At 55.7% G+C, this 18,297-nt stretch carries 17 protein-coding genes and 2 pseudogenes; 9 read left to right on the top strand and 10 right to left on the bottom strand.

Annotated elements, in window-relative coordinates; translation table 11 throughout:
• Nucleotide 1 precedes the first annotated feature (1 nt).
• A complete protein-coding gene (locus AACU55_RS07310; RefSeq protein WP_134705322.1) occupies nt 2–1,510 on the top strand; it encodes an ABC transporter substrate-binding protein in 1,509 nt (502 codons plus the stop codon).
• Nucleotides 1,510–3,297 carry an ABC transporter permease subunit gene (locus AACU55_RS07305; RefSeq protein WP_134705321.1) on the top strand — a complete coding sequence of 596 codons (1,788 nt, stop codon included), beginning with the start codon at nt 1,510–1,512 and terminating at the stop codon, nt 3,295–3,297. Before AACU55_RS07310 ends, AACU55_RS07305 begins: the two co-directional genes overlap by 1 nt.
• 83 nt (nt 3,298–3,380) lie before the next feature.
• Here the strand turns inward: AACU55_RS07305 and AACU55_RS07300 are convergent, their stop codons facing one another.
• Nucleotides 3,381–4,295: a bifunctional helix-turn-helix transcriptional regulator/GNAT family N-acetyltransferase gene (locus tag AACU55_RS07300; RefSeq protein WP_240785615.1), complete on the bottom strand. Its 915-nt coding sequence runs from the start codon at nt 4,293–4,295 to the stop codon at nt 3,381–3,383.
• A gap of 433 nt (nt 4,296–4,728) precedes the next feature.
• Between AACU55_RS07300 and AACU55_RS07295 the strand changes: the two are divergent.
• A pseudogene (locus AACU55_RS07295) lies at nt 4,729–4,863 on the top strand (type VI secretion system baseplate subunit TssG); the annotation flags it as partial.
• Between the two features lie 44 nt (nt 4,864–4,907).
• Here AACU55_RS07295 and AACU55_RS07290 read toward each other — a convergent pair.
• The 6 genes and pseudogenes from AACU55_RS07290 to AACU55_RS07265 form a co-directional block, all read right to left on the bottom strand.
• Complete coding sequence (locus tag AACU55_RS07290) at nt 4,908–5,678, bottom strand: ABC transporter ATP-binding protein (protein WP_134705459.1); 771 nt, start codon at nt 5,676–5,678, stop codon at nt 4,908–4,910.
• 24 nt (nt 5,679–5,702) lie between these two features.
• Nucleotides 5,703–6,569: an ABC transporter ATP-binding protein gene (locus AACU55_RS07285; protein WP_134705320.1), complete on the bottom strand. Its 867-nt coding sequence runs from the start codon at nt 6,567–6,569 to the stop codon at nt 5,703–5,705.
• Entirely contained in the window at nt 6,541–7,446 is a 906-nt protein-coding gene (locus AACU55_RS07280) for an ABC transporter permease (RefSeq protein WP_013578055.1), read from the bottom strand. Before AACU55_RS07280 ends, AACU55_RS07285 begins: the two co-directional genes overlap by 29 nt.
• A complete protein-coding gene (locus tag AACU55_RS07275; protein WP_037033212.1) occupies nt 7,443–8,459 on the bottom strand; it encodes an ABC transporter permease in 1,017 nt (338 codons plus the stop codon). The genes AACU55_RS07280 and AACU55_RS07275 overlap by 4 nt, the downstream gene beginning before the upstream one ends.
• 41 nt (nt 8,460–8,500) lie before the next feature.
• Nucleotides 8,501–9,656 (bottom strand): annotated as a pseudogene (locus AACU55_RS07270) (ABC transporter substrate-binding protein).
• A gap of 52 nt (nt 9,657–9,708) precedes the next feature.
• A complete protein-coding gene (locus AACU55_RS07265) occupies nt 9,709–10,863 on the bottom strand; it encodes a mandelate racemase family protein (protein WP_134705319.1) in 1,155 nt (384 codons plus the stop codon).
• 388 nt (nt 10,864–11,251) lie between these two features.
• Here AACU55_RS07265 and exoX point away from each other — a divergent pair, with 388 nt between their 5' ends.
• Nucleotides 11,252–11,914 carry an exodeoxyribonuclease X gene (exoX, locus tag AACU55_RS07260; RefSeq protein WP_013578051.1) on the top strand — a complete coding sequence of 221 codons (663 nt, stop codon included), beginning with the start codon at nt 11,252–11,254 and terminating at the stop codon, nt 11,912–11,914.
• Nucleotides 11,915–11,918: 4 nt separating this feature from the next.
• Here exoX and AACU55_RS07255 read toward each other — a convergent pair whose 3' ends face one another.
• Nucleotides 11,919–12,824, bottom strand: a complete 906-nt coding sequence (locus AACU55_RS07255; RefSeq protein WP_112151461.1) for a LysR family transcriptional regulator — start codon at nt 12,822–12,824, stop codon at nt 11,919–11,921.
• Between the two features lie 134 nt (nt 12,825–12,958).
• Here AACU55_RS07255 and AACU55_RS07250 point away from each other — a divergent pair, with 134 nt between their 5' ends.
• The 5 genes from AACU55_RS07250 (at nt 12,959) to AACU55_RS07230 (ending at nt 16,873) form a co-directional block, all read left to right on the top strand.
• A complete protein-coding gene (locus AACU55_RS07250; RefSeq protein ID WP_134705318.1) occupies nt 12,959–14,380 on the top strand; it encodes an MFS transporter in 1,422 nt (473 codons plus the stop codon).
• A gap of 39 nt (nt 14,381–14,419) precedes the next feature.
• Complete coding sequence (locus AACU55_RS07245; protein ID WP_013578048.1) at nt 14,420–15,109, top strand: helix-turn-helix transcriptional regulator; 690 nt, start codon at nt 14,420–14,422, stop codon at nt 15,107–15,109.
• Nucleotides 15,110–15,206: 97 nt separating this feature from the next.
• Nucleotides 15,207–15,578 (top strand): VOC family protein, encoded by a 372-nt coding sequence (locus AACU55_RS07240; protein WP_037032749.1) that lies wholly within the window; start codon nt 15,207–15,209, stop codon nt 15,576–15,578.
• 212 nt (nt 15,579–15,790) lie between these two features.
• Nucleotides 15,791–16,030: a DUF1272 domain-containing protein gene (locus AACU55_RS07235; protein ID WP_072012244.1), complete on the top strand. Its 240-nt coding sequence runs from the start codon at nt 15,791–15,793 to the stop codon at nt 16,028–16,030.
• Between the two features lie 198 nt (nt 16,031–16,228).
• The gene (locus AACU55_RS07230; protein WP_013578045.1) at nt 16,229–16,873 is read left to right on the top strand and encodes a hypothetical protein; all 645 of its coding nucleotides are present in this window, start codon (nt 16,229–16,231) and stop codon (nt 16,871–16,873) included.
• A 66-nt stretch (nt 16,874–16,939) separates the two neighbouring features.
• Here the strand turns inward: AACU55_RS07230 and AACU55_RS07225 are convergent, their stop codons facing one another.
• Together AACU55_RS07225 and AACU55_RS07220 are read right to left on the bottom strand one after the other, a co-directional pair.
• Nucleotides 16,940–17,620 carry an HAD-IA family hydrolase gene (locus tag AACU55_RS07225; RefSeq protein ID WP_167686123.1) on the bottom strand — a complete coding sequence of 227 codons (681 nt, stop codon included), beginning with the start codon at nt 17,618–17,620 and terminating at the stop codon, nt 16,940–16,942.
• Between the two features lie 64 nt (nt 17,621–17,684).
• A complete protein-coding gene (locus tag AACU55_RS07220; RefSeq protein ID WP_037032748.1) occupies nt 17,685–18,188 on the bottom strand; it encodes a GlcG/HbpS family heme-binding protein in 504 nt (167 codons plus the stop codon).
• Nucleotides 18,189–18,297 lie beyond the last annotated feature (109 nt).

The following is an 18,297-nucleotide window of genomic DNA, read 5'->3' as shown; positions in this document are numbered from 1 at the left end:
GATGTCTCTGTTACGTGTAAGCCCGCTGGCAGGGCTGCTTTCTGCTGCCCTTTTACTGACCGGTTGCTTCAGTGAAGCCGATAAAACCCCCGAAAAAAGTGCGGATCAACGCCTGCGGCTGGCGATGTTACAGCCGCCGCGTTCCGGTCTGACGCCGCTCAGCGACGATGCATTTAAACTCTCACGCTGGAGTACAGCAGAGACGCTGGTGACGCTCGATAAGCTCGGCGAAGCGCAACCGGCGCTGGCCATCCGCTGGCAGCAAATCGGTAATAACAGCTGGCGTTTCGCGCTGCGTGCCGGTGTGAAATTCCACGACGGCAGCCCGCTTGATGCCACCACAGTGGTGAATGCACTGACCGTCGCCGCCCATGCCGCGCCGAAACCGCGCATTCTGGATGGCGTGCAACTGACCGCCGTGGCTGACGGCGCACTGGCGGTGATTGTGACCACCGCACTGCCGGATCCGTTGCTGCCGCAGCGTCTGTCCAGCCCGCAACTGGCGATTCTTTCACAAAAAGCCTACAGCGCCAGCGGCGTGGTCGATCCACGCCATACCGGTTCCGGCCCGTTTGAACTGGTGCAGGTGAATGGCACCAGCAGCGCCCGGCTGGAACGTTTCGCCGGTTACTGGGGTGAAAAGGCCAAAGCCAGCGGCATTGATGTCAGTTTCGTGCCGGACGGCACCGCACGCGGCGCGGCATTACGCAGCGGCACAGCGGATATTGTCGAAGCCATTCCCGTGTCTCAGGCCCCGCTGCTCGATCAGAACTTAATCCACGAGGTGCCGATGCCGCGCACCAACACGCTGTATCTCAATACGCGCCTCGGCGTCATGCAGGATCCGGCGCTGCGTGCCGCCGTTCGCGAGGCGATTAACCGTCAGCAACTGGTGGATAATGTCTACGAAAAACGCGCCGATGTGGCGCAGGGTCTGCTCGGTCCGGCACTCCCCTGGGCAGCACAACTGCGCCAGCCGGTGAGCCATCCGGTAGCTGCCCGTAAACCGGCCGGTGAAACCATCACGTTAGCGACATTCAGTGACCGCGCTGAACTGCCGGAGGTGGCGGTGTACCTTGCGCAACAACTGAAGGCCGCCGGTTTTACTGTGAAACAGGTAGTGCGCGAATACTCACAAATCGAATCTGACGCGCTGGCAGGCAAGTTCGATGCCTTTATTTTATCCCGTGCGACGGTACTGGATTCCGGCGACCCGGTGGCCTATATGTACAGCGATTTTGCCTGCAAAGGGTCGTTTAACATTGCGCAGCTTTGCCGCCCTGACATCGATCAGGCGCTGCAAAAGGCTGCCGTTATTCCAGCGGGCGCTGAACGCCGTCAGGCGATCATGCAGGCTGAAAACCTGATCCTCGCCACGGATGCCGCCATTCCAATGTTGCATGAACGGGTGATTCAGGGCGAAGCAGCGGATATTCGTGACGCGGTGCGCGACCCGCGTGAACGCACATTAATCAATGCCGCGACACAACGTGCGGTTCAGGCCGACTGATGAGTGAATCTCTGTATTGCCGCACCTGCATGGCCGTCAGTCGTGTTCGCATGAGCCAGACCGGCGGCGCGTGGATACCGCTGATTTCGCGCTTGCTGACGCTGGCCGCCATCGTGGTATTGATCGGCCTGTTGCCGTGGCTGTCGGGCAGTGATCCGGCACTGACCTTGCTGCGCGCAAGATCCGGTGAGCAGGAAGCCACGGCAGAAACACTCAATGCGATCCGCCTGACGCTGGGGTTAGATCAGGGGCCGTGGCATGCACTGACGCACTGGCTGGCCGGTTTGTTGCGGGGTGACGCGGGAATTTCCTGGGTATCCGGCATGCCGGTTTTACCCGGCATGTTGCGGGCCACCGGCGTTTCACTGACGCTGATGGCGGTTTCCGCTGGCGTGGCGTTTCTGATTGCACTGCTGTTATGCGCGGGCACGATGATTCGTGGCTTGCAGGGCGGCACGGCACGCCCGGCCGGTTTTCTGGCCGCACTGCTGACCGCGCTGCCCGAGTTTTTACTGGCGTCGGTGCTGCTGATTACCGGCGCTGTCTGGCTGAACTTTTTCCCGCCTTATGGCTGGTCCGGCTGGTATTACGCTGTGCTGCCTGCGCTGGCGCTGGGCATTCCGGCGGGTGGCTATCTCGGGCGGCTGTATTCCGATGCCCTCAGCGGTGTCTTTAATGAAAGCTGGCTGACCACCTGGAGCGTGCTGGGCATTTCGCGCCGCCATACCGCACTGGCCATCATCCGGCGCGCATTGCCCGGGGTAATGCCGTTAACCGGACTGGTGCTGGTGTCGCTGACCGGCGGTGCAATCGCGGTGGAAAAAGTCTTCGCCATCCCCGGCCTGGGGCGCGCTACGCTGGGCGCGGCGGCAGCGGGAGATTTACCGGCGTTACAAACCGGCGTGCTGATCCTGCTGCTGCTGGCCTCCGCCATCGGCATGCTGACGGGCGGCATGCGGCGGATATTACTGGGCCGTGCGTTGTCATTGGGTGCGGTGCCGGTTCCGCAACCCGATGCCACGCCTGAAAAACAGCGGGCATGGCTGCCGTGGCTTTGTCTGAGCGTTCTGGTCGTTATGGTTCTCACCGGTTTGCCGCGCGACCCGCTGACATCAGAGTATTTGCGCCTGCAATCCCCCTCTTTCGCTTTGCCGTTTGGCGCTGACGCGATGGGCCGTGACCTTCTCGCCCGCGTGGCGCGTGGCACATTCAGCACCTGTTTGCAGGCGCTGAGTGTTTCACTGATTTGCCTGCTCGCAGGCGTGATTACCGGTGCTTTTCCCCGTGCTATGACCGGCCCGATTGAAGTCACTAACGCACTGCCGCCGGTCATTGCCGGGCTGGTGATCGCTGCCATCAATGGCCCAACCGCCACCGGCGCGGCGATTGCCGTCACCGCCGTCAGCTGGGCGCCGCTGGCAGCACATACCGCCGCGCTGGTGGCCGAAATCCGCGCAAGGCCATACATGCAGATGCTTGCGGTCATTGGCGTGGGCGCATTGCGCCGTAATGTATTTTATGTGTTTCCTGCGCTCGCGGGTCCGCTGTTGCGCCACGCCCTGCTGCGTTTACCGGGCATCGCGCTGGCGCTGGCGTCATTAGGTTTTCTCGGGCTTGGCGCATCCCCGCCCGCCCCGGAATGGGGACGCGTGCTGGCGGAAGGGATGCCCTATATTGAACGCGCCCCGTGGAGTGTGCTCGCGCCTGCCGGTGCGCTGGCGCTGCTGTCCGTGATGGCGGTGACGATGAGCAGTTTGCGCTGGAAAAAAACCGTCAGGGCTGGCTGAACTGTTACCTGAATCATTATTTTCGCGCCAATCTGACGGCACTGCCGCCCTGATGACCGGCCAGACTCAATGTCGCCTCACTGTCAATCTCCGGTCAGGCGTGTATTTTTTCGCTGTTCTGTTACGTGCTCAAAATCTTCTTTTTTCAGATGCATCGGCGTGATGGGCATGCCGTAGAAATCACGGGTGGGCCCGGTGATTTTTCCGCCCAGCTCGCTGATGATCCTGACCGTGGAATCCCGCGCCTCCATTATCACGTTATCTGTTTCTTCAAGCATCTCCGTCAGGGAAACCCGCGCCAGTTGCCTGCCGATGCCCATCCCGCGATAACAAGGATTAACGGCAAATCTTCCCCAGTGCCATTCGTTATTTTCCTGCCAGCAGGCGACAGTGCCCAGAACATATTCTCCCGAGCGAACTATCCAGCATTTAGTTTTAAGCTCTGCGGGTAACAGAATAAGCGCCTGCGGAATATTCTGTTCCTGCGAAAAAGTCTCCATCAAGAGTTTTGTCACTTCGGGAAGGTAATTACTGCGCATAATTTCAATTTGTATTCTTTGCGGATGACGTGCGGCATTCCGCCGGAAAGTATTTATTCTCAACGCACGTAACCCATTAATTATTTCCTGCGCTTGCTGTAATTCCATTGCATTTTGAACAAATGAAAATTCATTATCCGCCGAAGCATCAGCCGCGGCTAAACACTGCGCACCTGCCGTCGTCAGCTGAAAACTTTTTTGCCGCTTGTCTCTCACTCCGGTGACCGGTTCAACATAATTTTTTCCGGCCAGCACGTTCAGCGTACGGCTTAGCGAGGCCTTATCCATGCTCAGTTGCAGGCATAACTCAGCAAAAGACGTCACGCCGTTCTTTGAAAGATAGGTCAGCAGATGCGCCTGCGTAAGAGATAAACCCGAGCGAAAACAGTTTTTATCCAGCAACCCGAGCTCCCTGACAAGGTAACGCAGCTCGGTGCGGATCGAATGAATGGCCGTCATCTTTAACTCTGTTAATTGATAGTATCAACGAAATTAAACAGCTTCCGCCATTCTGTCAACCCTGAACGACATCCCTCAATCCACTCATACACTCATACACTCATACACTACCGTTCAATTCTGAGCCGCTTCGCCGGCATTTATCTGGCATTATGTTAACGAAACACAATGGATTCATTTCATAACCAGTAAACAGGGTGTCGATTAACCAGCCACATGCTGCGTTGTGTCAAAGGGAATTAAAAATGAGCATTCAGGAATATATTCTTGCAGGCAGTAAATTACCGGTCCACAACCATTATCAGCTACGTCTTAAAAGACTTGAATCTCAGCAGCCCGGCATCGATATTTCGGTGCTCAGGTTCAGCGGCAGCGAGGCTATCAGCGATATTCTGCGCTATGAGATAGCGTTTACCCGCACGGGGAAAGATGCGCACCGCTGCCGCGTCTGGGCGATCGCACTCTGTTCGCGGGTTACAACGTGGTGCTGGGATTGCGGGAAGATAATCTGGATAAAATGCCGGAACAGGTGACGATGAAACTGGGCAGGATCAGGGATAAGAGGTAAAAAGGCCGCTGCATCACTGCCGCTACAGTGGCCTTTTCTCCTTCCTATAGCATCACTTTTGCCGCCATTTCCCGGCTGTAGTCACGGCTGGCATCGACCAGCACACGGGTGTAGTCATCCCGGATATCGCCGCGCAGCAAGGCATCAGTGTCCAGCGTTTCGAGGATTTTGCCGTATTTCATTACTGCAACACGCTGGCAAAGATGGGCGATAACCCCCAGATCGTGTGTCACCATCAGATATGTCAACCCTTCCTCTTTTTGAAGATCGAACAGCAAATTAAGGATTTCCGCCTGCACGGAAACATCCAGCGCAGACGTGGGTTCATCGAGCAGCAGAACACGTGGTTTAAGGATCAGCGCCCGCGCAATCGCCACACGCTGACGCTGACCGCCGGAAAGCTGGTGCGGATAGCGGCTGCGAAATGCGCGGTTCAGACCCACTTTTTCCAGAATGGTGTTAATCCGCTGCTCCCGCTGGTCGATACGGTGGATTTGCAACGGTTCTTCCAGAATATCACCAATGGTGTGGCGCGGATGAAGTGAACCATACGGATCCTGAAACACCATCTGCACCAGTCTGCAACGCTCGCGGCCAATGCGGTGCTCAAGCTGCTGGCCGTCGATTTCCAGCTCACCCTGCCAGTGAGTAAACAATCCCGCCAGACATTTCAGCACCGTGGTTTTACCGGACCCGGATTCGCCCACCAGCCCGAAAATCTCGCCTTCACGCACGGCAATATTGACATCGGTCAGCACCTGCGTGGTCTTCGCGCCCTCACCGAAACTCAGGTTCAGGTTGCGCACGTCTATCATCGTTTTCTGTGGCATACGTGCTCCTTAATCGGTCAGCCAGCTGGCCTGACGCTGCATCACCGGCAGCGGATAACGGCGGTTATCCATGTCCGGCAGCGCGTTCAGCAGACCACGGGTGTACGGATGCTGCGCGTTATCCAGATCGGTTGCGGCAATGGATTCGACAATGCGCCCGGCGTACATCACCAGCACGCGGTCGCAGAAACTGCGCACCAGATTGATGTCGTGACTGATAAATATCAGCCCCAGACCGCGCGTTTTCACCAGGTCATCAAGCAGCGCCAGCACCTGTAAACGCACCGACACATCGAGCGCCGAGGTCGGCTCATCGGCAATCACCATTTCCGGGTCAGTGATCAGCATCATCGCGATCATGATGCGCTGCCCCTGTCCGCCGGAAATCTCGTGCGGATACAGGCCGTATACACGTTCAGGTTCGCGGATACGCACCACGTCGAGCATGTTCAGCACTTTGCTTTTGGCATCGTTATAGGAACATTTGTGGTGTGAACGCCATGCCTCAGCAATCTGATCGCCGACGCACAGCACCGGATTCAGCGAATATTTCGGGTCCTGCATAATCATTGAAATCCGCTTACCGCGCACCTGACGCATTTGCTTCGGACTGGCACGCAGCAAATCGACATCGGCGAACTGCATTTTGCTGGCGGTGATCTGCGCTTTTGAAGGATGCAGATGCAATAACGCGCGACCTACGGTGGATTTACCCGAGCCGGATTCACCGACTATCGCCAGTTTTTCGCGCCCGAGCTGGAAAGACACGCCGCGTACTGCCTGCGTGACCTGACGGCCATTCACAAAGCTGACGTGCAAATCCTGCACATCGAGTAACGCCGGAGCGTCAGTCATTTCGGGGATCGAGAATGTCACGAAGGCCATCTCCTAAGAAGTTGAACGCCAGGCTGTTAATCAGGATCGCCAGACCGGGGATTGTTGCCACCCACCAGCACTCCATCATGTACGTACGGCCGCTGGAAATCATTGCGCCCCATTCCGGATCCGGCGGCTGGGCGCCAAGCCCGAGAAAGCCCAGACCGGCGGCAGTCAGAATGATACCGGCCATATTCATGGTGATACGGATAATCACCGACGGCAGGCACAGCGGCACAATGTGACGCCACAACACCCGCAGCGGACTCGCGCCCTGCAAACGCACCGCCGAGATAAAATCAGCCTGTCGCAGCGAGAGCGTTTCGGCCCGCGCCAGACGCGCAATCGGCGGCCAGGCGGTGAGCGTAATGGCGATCACCACATGTTCCAGCCCCGGCCCGAGTGCCGCGACAAATGCCAGCGCCAGCACCAGACTCGGGAACGAGATGAAGATGTCAGTGACGCGCATCAGCACCATGTCGGTTTTCCCGCCGAAATAACCGGCGGTAACGCCAAGCAGCAAACCGAGCGGCCCGACGGTAACTGACACCAGCAACACGATGTACAGCGTGATACGCGAGCCATACACCAGACGGCTGAAGATATCGCGGCCAAACTCGTCAGTGCCGAACCAGTGCGCCGCCGACGGCGGGCTGAGCGCATTGTTTAAATCCTGCACCAGCGGATGAAACGGTGCGATCCACGGCGCAAAAACCGCCACAATCATCAGCACCAGAACAATCGCGCCACCGATGGCGGTCAGCGGATTACACGCCATCTGCCACAGAAAATGGCCCGCCCGGCCAAACGCCCTTTTCACGCGCTGACGTTTTTCGTCGCCCGCGCTGAGCGTGACGGAATCAAGGGAAATCGTCATACTTTTGTCCTCGGGTCAAAGACCTGATACAGCAGGTCAGAGAGCAAATTCAGCACCACGAAAATCATACCCACCACCAGCACGCAGCCCATCACCGCATTCATATCGCCCAGCATCAGGCTGCTGGTGAGATACGAACCGAAGCCCGGCCAGGAAAACACGGTTTCGATCAGCACCGCGCCTTCCAGCAGCGAGCCGTATGCCAGCGCCACCACAGTCAGCAACTGAACCAGAATGTTGCGGAACGCGTGATTCCACAGCACATGCCATTCGCTCAGCCCTTTCACGCGGGCGGTGATGATAAATTCCTGCGAAAGCTGCGCCAGCATAAAACTGCGGGTCATGCGGCTGATGTAGGCCAGCGAGTGAAAACCGAGCAGTGACGCGGGTAAAATCAGATGATTAAGCGCGTTGCGAAACACTTCCCAGTTGCCTGCGATCAGTGCGTCGATCAGCATAAATCCGCTGTGGCGGGTAACCTGTCCGTCGAGGCTGAAATCCAGCCGCCCGGCACCGCCGACCCAGCCCAGCCAGGCGTAAAACACCAGCAAGCCCATCATGCCGACCCAGAATATCGGGGTGGAATAACCAGCCAGGCTGATGATGCGCACCACATAATCCGCGATGCTGTTGCGTTTTGCCGCCGCCAGCACACCGAGCGGAATGCCGACGCCCGCACCGAGAATGATCGCCAGCGTCGCCAGTTCCATGGTGGCCGGGAACACGCGCAGAATGTCCTGCGTCACCGGTTTACCGGTCAGCAGCGCATTGCCCAAATCGCCATGCGCCAGCCCGGAAAGGTAAATACCGAACTGCGTCCACAGCGGTTTATCAAAGCCGAGCTGATGGTAAACCTGCTCATAGGTGCTGTGGTCGGCGTCCGGTCCGACAATCGCCAGCACCGGATCCACCGGCATCACGCGGCCGATAAAAAACGTCAGCAGCAGCAGTCCGAACAGTGTGACCGCCACCTGCACCAGACGTTTGCCGATGCGCCCGGCGGGGAGTGACATCCGCGCCGTTTGCTTTGAAGCAGGAGCCGGAATTTGCATGGTCATAACCCTTTACCTCCGGTTGGCTGCACGTCAGCAGGTTCATCTTTCCAGACGTCACGCAGGAACGTGGTGGCAGAAGGATGCGGCAGGTAGTTTTTGACGTCCCTGCGCACCACAATGGAATCAACCATTTGCGAGAGCGGCACCAGCGCCGGGATCAGCGCGTCGTAGCGTTGCTGAATGGCGAAGTAATCCTGTTTCTGTTTCTCGGGGTCACGTTCAAGCAGCGCCTGATCGATATCCGCATTCAGCTGTTTGTCATAGAAACCGGTGCGCCAGCCCTGAAAATTGGTCAACCGTGCCGCATCGTTGTTATCCGGGTTGTAGACCAGCGCGCGCAGGCTGGAATGCGGATGCGGTTCCACGCCGCTGCCGCCGCGCCCGACCAGCATGTCGAACTTGCGTTCACGCATCGCGCCGTAAATCTGGTTGCCGGTCCCGGTAACGATTTTGGCGCGGATCACCGCGCCAGTACTGCGGATTGCGACTCATGTTCAGCACATCTTTCGCCTGCCAGCTGTCGAGACGAAATGGCCCGGAACCGGCTTCGTTGGTGGTCAGCCAGCGGTTACCCCAGTCGCCATTCACTTCATGGGTCTGCACGGTTTTGCTGTCCAGCGCCACCACGCTGCCGAGCGCGGCCAGCGAGTAGATCACCAGTTTCGGGTCATTGGGTTTGGGTAACTGAATTTCGACGATACCGGGAGACGGCGAACGCACCATCTCATCGACATTCTTTTTGCTGAATCCGTAGGATTTCCACACCGAGGCCTGTGCCAGATTGAGATGCAGAATGCGGCGCATCGACCACACCACATCATCCGCGGTGACCGGATTGCCGGAGTGGAATTTCACGCCTTCGCGCAGATGAAACGTGATGAGGTTGCGGGCGTCGTTGACCTCCCACGAGGTCGCCAGCGCCGGGCGCACGTTGGTGAGTTGTTGCGGATCAAGCTCAATCAGCGGGTCATAAAGGTTGACCACGATGCCGACAATATCATTGCCGGTCATCGCTGCCGGATCGAGTGTTAACAGGTTATTCATGTTCATGCCGATGATCAGCTGGTCGGGCGGCGTTTTTGCCTGCGCCGTCCAGCCAGCCGTCATCAGCAGGAGCGCGAAAAGCCATGCGCCCCACGGTTTGCCAGAGTTCATGATGTACCTTCCGGGTAGAGTCAGAGGTTTATTATTTTTTTCTGCCCGCAGGTCAGTCGCGGCTGACGGTATGGGTTTCTATGTAATCAAAATTAATGTCCTCTCCGAGGCCGGGGCGGTCAGAAAGATGAACAAAGCCGTGTTCATCCATCGGGTCAACAATGCTGTTCAGGTATGCAGCAGGTTCGTCGTATTCCAGGAACGGATGCAGCAGGCCGCGTTCGTACCAGCGACAGTTGCGGATGGCGCCGACCACCGCCAGACTCGCCGCGCCGTTGCCGTGCACTTCGCAGTCCATCCCAAAAGCTTCCGCCAGACTGGCGACTTTCATGCACGGCGAGATGCCGCCGACGCCGTTGGCACCGGCGCGTAAAATGTCGCAGGCGCCGGCCTTCACCCAGTCCGCACGGCTGTGGTGCTTGCCACCCAGACTTTCCGGCCCGATCACGTCGATAGACAGGTTTTCCGCCAGCCAGGCATAAGAAGCCATGCTCTCTTCTTCCATCGGTTCCTCGAACCAGGCGAAGTTGAGTTTTTCCAGCGCCTTACCGATGGTCAGCGCCTGACTGCGGCTGTACCAGTGATAGCCGTCGAGCATCAGTTCGATATCCGGCCCGACCGCTTCACGCACGGCGGCACAGGCTTTGATGTCCATTTTCGGATCCGGCGCAAATGCCACCGGCGGCATCCAGGTGTGCAGCTTGATAGCCTGATAACCGCGGGCCACCAGTTTTTCGGCAAACTGCCCGAATTCGTCCGGCGTCGACAGCCCGCCCTTCAGTTCATCGCCACACATGGTGCTGCCGTAAGCCGGGACTTTTTCACGGAATCCGCCCAGCAGTTTGTGCACCGGCATATTCAGTTTGCGGCCAATCAGATCCCACAATGCCTGCTCGATAAACGACAGTGCCCGCTCGGTCAGCTGATGCGCACTGCCACGTTGCCAGTGAACCAGATCCTGCCAGAGGCGTTCGCGGTCGAACGGGTTCTGGCCTATCAGCACTTTCCTGAAAAATGCGTTCACCAGATGCGGACGCACCACTTCCGGCGGTGCGAACGAATATCCGCAATCACCTTCGTCAGTGGTGATCGTTAACATGGCCATTTTCGCCTGACTTTCTTCACCCGGATGAGAATGACCCGCGCTGTCAGAAACGCGACGGGTCGGATAAGTAAAAACAGAGACTTCAACAGAACTTATTTTCACAGCGATACCTGCCATTACTGAGAGAGTTAACGCTCTTCAGAGCGCTTCATCATTGCGCGTCCATTCAGCAGTGTGAGCACACTCACACTTCTTTAAAACCGCAATCCAACAATAATAAAATAGCGTTTCATTATTGAACTTAGCCAGTTTGGTGACGCATTTCCACGGCTAAAAGCCGAAAATTTGCCGGTAAATTTGGGCATCTGCACGACGGAATGTGAGCATTTTCACGAAAGTGAGGGGAAGTGTGATCTGTACAGGAAATAGACGGATGGGATGTAGGGGGATATTGCGGCCTTTACTTTGTGATGAGAAAAGTGGGCACGAGGAAGTCAATCCGTTAGGCTAACGTTTTTAGAAGGTGTTTGCTGACCAGTCGGAGTGGAATATGTTGCGCGTTATTGATACGGAAACTTGTGGATTACAAGGCGGCGTGGTTGAAGTGGCTTCGGTCGACATTGAAGACGGGAAAATCGTCAACCCGATGAGTGATCTGGTGCGCCCCGACCGGCCGATAAGCCATCAGGCAATGGCCATCCACAAAATTACCGAGGCCATGGTGGCCGACAAACCGTGGATTGAAGAGATCATTCCACGTTATCACGGCAGCCAATATTATGTGGCCCATAACGCCAGCTTTGACCAGCGCATGCTACCCGATATGCCGGGTGACTGGATTTGCACCGTGAAACTTTCCCGCCGTTTATGGCCGGGGATCAAATACAGCAACATGGCGCTCTACAAATCCCTCAAGCTGGACGTGGCAACGCCTGCGGATCTGCATCATCACCGCGCACTGTTTGACTGCTATATCACCGCCGCGTTACTTATCCGCATCATGGATGAATCAGGCTGGACACCGGAAGAAATGGTGACCATTACCGGCCGCCCTGCGCTGGTCAGCACCATGATGTTTGGGAAATATCGCGGCAGAAAAATTGCTGAAATCGCCGAAGACGACCCGATGTACCTGCGCTGGATGCTGAATAACATCAAAGAATTAACGCCTGACCTGCGGATGACCCTCAGGCATTATCTGGAGGTAGAGTAACGCGTTACAGCGGCACCTTATCCCGACACACACCCAACACCAGTTGCCGCAGCCAGCGGTGCGCAGGGTCCACTTCTGAACGCGGATGCCACATCTGGGAAATCGTGATTTCACGGGTTTCCAGCGGCAGTTCGAAAGCATATAACCGGTCTGGCTCAGCAATCAGGAATGACGCGGGGATCAGCGCCACCAGATCGGAGTTTTGCGCAATCGCCAGGGCGGCGGAAAAACCCGGCACGACGGCGGCAATTTTCCTTTTCAGCCCGACTTCGGCCAGCGCGTCATCCACAGGTCCGTAAGTGTTGTTGCGACGTGAAACGACAACATGCCCGAACGACACGTATTCGTGCGCGGTAATCGTTTTCTTAAGCGCCAGCGGATGACCTTTTCTCACCACGCCCATAAACCTGTCGCGGAACAAAGTTTGCAAACGAATTTCCGGTCCCATTTCGCCTAAAACACCAATCTCAAGATCCACCCGCCCTTCCCGCAAGGCATTTGAGGTTTTTTCCGGTTTTGGCATAAATCGCAAACATACGGACGGGGCCACCTGCGCAGCGGCGGCAATCATCGCCGCGCCAAATGCCACCACAAAACCATCGTTGGAACGGATCAGGAAAGTACGCTCAAGTCTGGCTAAATTGAAATCTGCTGATGAAGGCCGCAACAGGGCGCGCGCCTCAAACGCCACATTCCGGGTGCGCTGGCGGATTTCTTCGGCATAAGGCGTCAGCACCATATTTCGTCCGGCGCGCACCAGCAGCGGATCGCCGGTGGTTTCGCGCAGGCGACCCAGTGTACGGCTCATGGCAGAGGCGCTTAATCCCAGACGTCGGGCAGCAGCGGCTACACTTGCTTCAGCCAGCAGCACATCAAGTGCAATAAGTAAGTTCAGATCGGGTTCAGTCATCTGAACAGAGTAACGCAACGGCAATAATGAGAGAAGGCGTTTGGTGCAGGTATTAAGTGCAGATGCTGCGTCTTCCGCACTATATTACCTGCCGGTATAGTTACCTGACTCAATATCAATAAGGCGAATGCGTTATGGAATTATTTTCCGACAAACCAGGCGATGAAGGATTACCCGGCCGTGAACGGGGATTTGCCATGGCCGCCGTGATGATCATGGCAACGATGGCGGTATTCGACGGTTCGATGGTCAACATCGCCCTGCCACAGATTGCACATGCACTGGATATCTCGGCAGGTGCAGCGGTCTGGGTGTCGAACGGTTATCTGCTGTCGGCGTCCATGACACTGGCAATCTTCGCCGCGCTGGCCAGCCACATCGGTTTCCGTCCGCTGTTTGCCGCCGGACTGACGGTGTTCACCCTTGCCTCTTTGGGTTGTGCGTTGGCATCGTCGCTCAACATGTTAATTATCATGCGGGTGCTTCAGGGAATTGGCGCAGCAGCCACGCTGAGTATTGGCCCGGCGATATTGCGCTCCGTTTTCCCCAACCGCCTTCTCGGGCGAATACTGGGGCTGAATGCTCTGATGATCGCCACCAGCACCGCTGTCGCGCCGGTGCTGGGCGGGACAATATTATCGGCGATGAGCTGGCAGTGGCTGTTCGCGATCAATATTCCGCTCGGCATTATTGCGGTCATTCTTACGCTGCGCGTGGTGCCATCAAACCCCGCCAGTACGCGCCAGCCGTTTGATACTGCCGGGGCGATTTTATCGGCAGTCGCACTGGGCGCGCTGATTATGGCGGCAGAATCCTTTGCGCATCCGGGAAATGACAAACTTGCCACCGCCATAACCTATGGCCTGACGGCGATAATTGCAGGCGTGGCCTTTGTCTGGCGTCAGCGTCGGGCGCCAAAACCGCTGCTGCCGCTCGGCATGTTTGCCTCCACCCGGTTCACGCTGGCGGCCTTCACCTCGCTGGCCTCATTCGTCAGCCAGGGCATCACCTTTGTCGCGCTGCCGTTCCTGTTTCAGAGCGTTTACGGTTACAGCGCCTTTGTTTCCGCATTACTTTTCACGCCCTGGCCGCTGGGGATTATTCTGGCGGCACCGCATGCAGGACGCCTTGCCGACCGTTATCCGGCCGCCATTATTTCTACTGTGGGTCTGGCGGTATTTGCGGTGGGATTACTGTTACTCGCGCAACTTCCTGCGCAACCCCAGGTCTGGGATATCGGCCTGAGAAGCTTTATCTGCGGACTGGGCTTCGGCTGTTTCCAGAGTCCGAACAACCGTGAAATGCTCTCCAACGCTTCACGGGAAAACAGCGGCTATGCCTCCGGCGTGCTGGCGATCATGCGCACCTTCGGACAGTGTCTGGGAACGGCGTGCGTCGGCATTATCCTGACACTTTATTCTGCCAGCACGGTGTTACACGAAGCGCAGGCGGTGAAGGTCAGTTTGTGGGTCGCGGTGATGGCGACGGTGCTGGCGATGCTGATCAGCCTGAGCCGCTTGCGAGGTCAGCGCGGTCACTTGCAGGCGGAGAAATAATGGAAATAATAGATAACCGATACCTAAGAGAGTAACACCGTGTCCCGTTCCCAGCGTTTGCTTGATTTAATTCAGATCCTCCGCCGCCACCGGTTTCCGGTGACCGGGTTAACGCTGGCTGCGGAACTCAATATCAGCGTCAGAACGCTCTACCGGGATATCGCAACATTGCAGGAGCAGGGAGCCGATATTCAGGGCGAGCCGGGGCTGGGATATATTTTGCGTCCCGGTTTCATGCTTCCTCCTCTGATGTTTTCCGAGGATGAAATCCAGGCACTGGTGTTGGGTTCCCGCTGGGTATCCAGACGTAGCGACGGGCAACTGAGCGCGGCAGCAAAAAACGCGCTTGCCAAAATTGCAGCGGTGCTGCCCGAAGATCTGCGCATGTCTTTGGAATCGACAACCTTACTCATCGGCCCAGCAGACAATTCTGGCGCAGACGCAGCCTTGTTGCCGCAAATCCGTCAGGCAATTAAAGACGAACGTAAAATTGAAATTGTTTATCGCAGCCTGAAAAATGAAAGTTCCTCCCGGGTGATCTGGCCATTTGCCCTCGGTTATTTCGATCAGGTTCAGATACTGATCGCATGGTGCGAGTCGCGTCAGAGCTTTCGTCATTTCCGCACCGACTGCATTATGTCTCTCAAACGAACGGATGAGCGCTACCCAAGGCGGCGTCAGAGATTGCTGAAAGAGTGGCAGGATAAGGAACAAATCTCACCTCAGTAACCCGAATCACTCCTGACAGAAACTGGCAGTGGTGGCCACTAAGATACTCAGTAACAGACATCAAACCGGATGTCTTTTCATTCCTGAGGAGCCACTAATGATTGATTCAAACTTTGTTATTTTGTACGTCAACAATCCGCAGGTCAGCGCCAGATTCTATGAAGAACTTCTGGAAAAACAACCCGTTGAGGTTTCAGCCACTTTCGCCATGTTTGTTCTACCCTCAGGGATGAGGCTGGGCCTTTGGTCAAAGCATACTGTCGAACCCGCCGCTGAAGGTTATGCCGGAAATGGTGAGATCGTCTTTTCTGCTGACAGCAATGAACAGGTCGATGCTCTCTGCTCTCTCTGGCGCGATAAGGGAATTGAGATAATGCAGGAACCTGTTGAGATGGATTTCGGCTATACCTTTCTCGCGTTGGATCCTGACGGGTATCGCCTGCGGGTTTACCGGTTGTCGATAGAGTAAACAGCTCAACCCGGAGCGCCCTCACAGGCGCTCTGCTTAAATCAACGGGTTCTGATACGCATTCCAGCGATTGCCGCAGATGTTTTGTTATTCCGGTCAGTCCTTGCGCCGGATCTTTCCCAAACACCTGTTTCAGGATATGTTTATGACGAAACAGACCGGCGAACGTCTGATGGTTATCCCTGAAGTCATACTGTTGAAGGATAAATTCTATGCTGGAACTGAGACCCAACTGCGAGTGTTGCAATACCGATCTCCCCCCTGCTGCTGATGCCAGAATTTGCTCGTTTGAATGCACATTCTGTGTAACCTGTGCCGAAGACAAACTTCACGGGATATGCCCCAACTGTGGCGGAGAACTCGTTGCCCGTCCGCGCAGACCGGCCAATAAACTGGCCAATAATCCGGCGTCCATAACACGGGTATTTAAGCCAGAGGGCTGTGCTTCTTAGTTCCGCGCAGTGTCACGCCAGAGTTTCAGCCGCTGGCGTGCCTTCATCCAAAACAACGGTCATCTGTCTTCTCCTTACTTCAGGACATATAAACGCTTCTGTTTCCTGAAACTGAACTAAAGTTATCCTTCTCATGCCACTCCCGCTGCATTAAGGGAGTCAAAGAATTCTATAACATTATTATTAAAAAGGATTTTTATGCCCCGCATCACTTCTCTGGTTTCTTCATCTGCACTGATCGGTTCGGTTTTTCTGCTCACCGGGTGTCCGCCCCCGCCTGATTTAACGCAGTGGCAGCGCCCTGGCAGCACCATAGATGACGCGCGGGTTGCGATGGGGCAATGCGGCGTCCCGCTTCCGGGGCCGGAACCTTCTTTTACCGACAATGAAACGGTGCTGTATTACCAGTGCATGGAGGGGAAAGGATTTACCTATAAGGGCGATTTCCATATTTGCGATTACTACAAAAACACCCCTGCCTGCATCGAGAAACAACAGGGACATCCGCTCAGTCAGCGACAGCTCGAAGCGCTACCTTTTGTCGCCGATAAGGGTTTTCACCCGATCAAACCGGATTCAGGCCGGGATGAGTCACAGCTCATCAGCTGGCGTAAAGCGGGCGCCTCACTGCATTTTTCACACGCTGTGGAGAACGATAAGCTCGCGTTACAAATGATGTATGAATGCGGATATCCGAAACCGCTAGGCTCGGTTCCTTTCGTTCCGACCATTCTTAAGGCCGCGAAAGTTCAGCAATGCATGCTGGATAAAGGTTTTGAACCGAAACATAAACTCATGCTGGTTTGCCGCAATTATCCGCAAGTGACAGGCTGCGGGAAATAGCGAAACCTATGTCCAGATTTCCCTGCCATCCGGCATTGAAGTGGTCAACAAATACACGATGGTTCATCAAGATGGTAAATCCACGAAGTCGAGAATATCTATGAATTTTCTGAGAATGACTGCTTCACTCTCGTCCACCAGAGATCCATAACCCCAATTGGCAAATGCAAACGACATTTCGTATCCCTGGGCGGCCTCAAAATCATTCTTATTGTCTCCGATCATTATCTTATGAAGCTTACCGTAATCGGCACGTGCTACAACTGCGTGTAGGTGTCTGGGGTCAGGTTTCTGAAAGGAGACGGTGTCTCCACCACATACAACATCCATATACTTCAACAGGCCAGTTTCTTTGAGAATAGCAGTGGCAATCGATTCGTCTTTATTTGTACAGACGGATATCCGCCATCCCCTCTCGCGCAAGGCGCTAAGCGTCTCCTTTACACCTTCATAAGGAGTCGTGAGCGAATGGGCCGAACGTCGGTAGCGCGAGACGAAGGTATTCAGCGCGTCTTCCCGGTCATTCATGCCACGTAAGCTGAATGCTCGCCTGGCAAATGACCTCATTCCGTCACCGAGAAATTTTGAAGTAGTTTTGACGAGCAGAGGCTCAAGCTCTCTTTCGACCAGTAATTTGTTTATTTCGGCTGTCATATCGCTCACTGAATCGACAAGAGTACCATCCAGATCGAAAATGATAGCCCCCGCCTCTCCTGTCTGTGCAAGTTTCCGGTTACGCATCGTCATTGGGAACATTCCTCACGTGGTGGATAAGGCTCTCTTTTCTCCCGTGCAGAAACTGCATGATTCATCACGGTGTGAGCTTTTTATTGAAAGCCGCTAACCCGGCTTGAGCGATTTCTTCATCATGTTGGGGCGTGTCTGCGGATACCCCGATCGCTCCCACAGTGTGACCATTAAAGACGATTGGAAGGCCACCACGCATCAGAACGAAGCCCTGGGCGGTAATGGCGGCCGGTCTTGAACCATTGACTGCGTCCTCTAATGCACCGCTGGGTCGACGAAAAAGAGCTGCGGTCCGTGCCTTGCCTGGAGCAAGTTCGACGCCTGCCGGCACAGCCGCGTTATCCATGCGTACCAGAGCGATGGGCGAGCCAGCACTATCGACAACTGCGATCACGCACGGCCACCCGGACGTTTGCGCTTTGTCTTGTGCAGCGGTGAGTACCTGCTGAGCGACGGAGAGAGTCAGCACTGGCTGGCTCGGCAACTCGATTGCCGTTGCAGGCAGTGAAGCCAGCGCAAGAGACCCGGCAAGTACAAGGGATGTGGTGAGATTGGAAAGGTGATACATAGTTAACTCCTGAGAAGGAAGGTTCATTGATTTAAACAGAGAAAATAATTCAGTTCATTAAAGTGATTTGTTCTTATAATTCAGTAAAACTGAATAGGAAATTCGACTA

It is taken from the genome of Rahnella sp. CJA17(1/100) (assembly GCF_963881615.1).
In the GTDB taxonomy this organism is placed as follows: Bacteria; Pseudomonadota; Gammaproteobacteria; order Enterobacterales; family Enterobacteriaceae; genus Rahnella; species Rahnella aceris.
The sequence above is the reverse complement of the archived record's forward strand: the minus strand, read 5'-3'. Positions and strand labels throughout refer to the sequence as shown.

Excerpts from the sequence above, each read along its gene's own strand:
- AACU55_RS07310 (WP_134705322.1), top strand. The coding sequence starts at position 2 with ATGTCTCTGTTACGTGTAAGCCCGCTGGCAGGGCTGCTTTCTGCTGCC.
- AACU55_RS07305 (WP_134705321.1), top strand. The coding sequence starts at position 1,510 with ATGAGTGAATCTCTGTATTGCCGCACCTGCATGGCCGTCAGTCGTGTT.
- AACU55_RS07300 (WP_240785615.1), bottom strand. The coding sequence starts at position 4,295 with ATGACGGCCATTCATTCGATCCGCACCGAGCTGCGTTACCTTGTCAGG.
- AACU55_RS07290 (WP_134705459.1), bottom strand. The coding sequence starts at position 5,678 with ATGATAGACGTGCGCAACCTGAACCTGAGTTTCGGTGAGGGCGCGAAG.
- AACU55_RS07280 (WP_013578055.1), bottom strand. The coding sequence starts at position 7,446 with ATGACGATTTCCCTTGATTCCGTCACGCTCAGCGCGGGCGACGAAAAA.
- AACU55_RS07275 (WP_037033212.1), bottom strand. The coding sequence starts at position 8,459 with ATGTCACTCCCCGCCGGGCGCATCGGCAAACGTCTGGTGCAGGTGGCG.
- exoX (WP_013578051.1), top strand. The coding sequence starts at position 11,252 with ATGTTGCGCGTTATTGATACGGAAACTTGTGGATTACAAGGCGGCGTG.
- AACU55_RS07255 (WP_112151461.1), bottom strand. The coding sequence starts at position 12,824 with ATGACTGAACCCGATCTGAACTTACTTATTGCACTTGATGTGCTGCTG.
- AACU55_RS07250 (WP_134705318.1), top strand. The coding sequence starts at position 12,959 with ATGGAATTATTTTCCGACAAACCAGGCGATGAAGGATTACCCGGCCGT.
- AACU55_RS07240 (WP_037032749.1), top strand. The coding sequence starts at position 15,207 with ATGATTGATTCAAACTTTGTTATTTTGTACGTCAACAATCCGCAGGTC.
- AACU55_RS07235 (WP_072012244.1), top strand. The coding sequence starts at position 15,791 with ATGCTGGAACTGAGACCCAACTGCGAGTGTTGCAATACCGATCTCCCC.
- AACU55_RS07230 (WP_013578045.1), top strand. The coding sequence starts at position 16,229 with ATGCCCCGCATCACTTCTCTGGTTTCTTCATCTGCACTGATCGGTTCG.
- AACU55_RS07225 (WP_167686123.1), bottom strand. The coding sequence starts at position 17,620 with ATGACGATGCGTAACCGGAAACTTGCACAGACAGGAGAGGCGGGGGCT.
- AACU55_RS07220 (WP_037032748.1), bottom strand. The coding sequence starts at position 18,188 with ATGTATCACCTTTCCAATCTCACCACATCCCTTGTACTTGCCGGGTCT.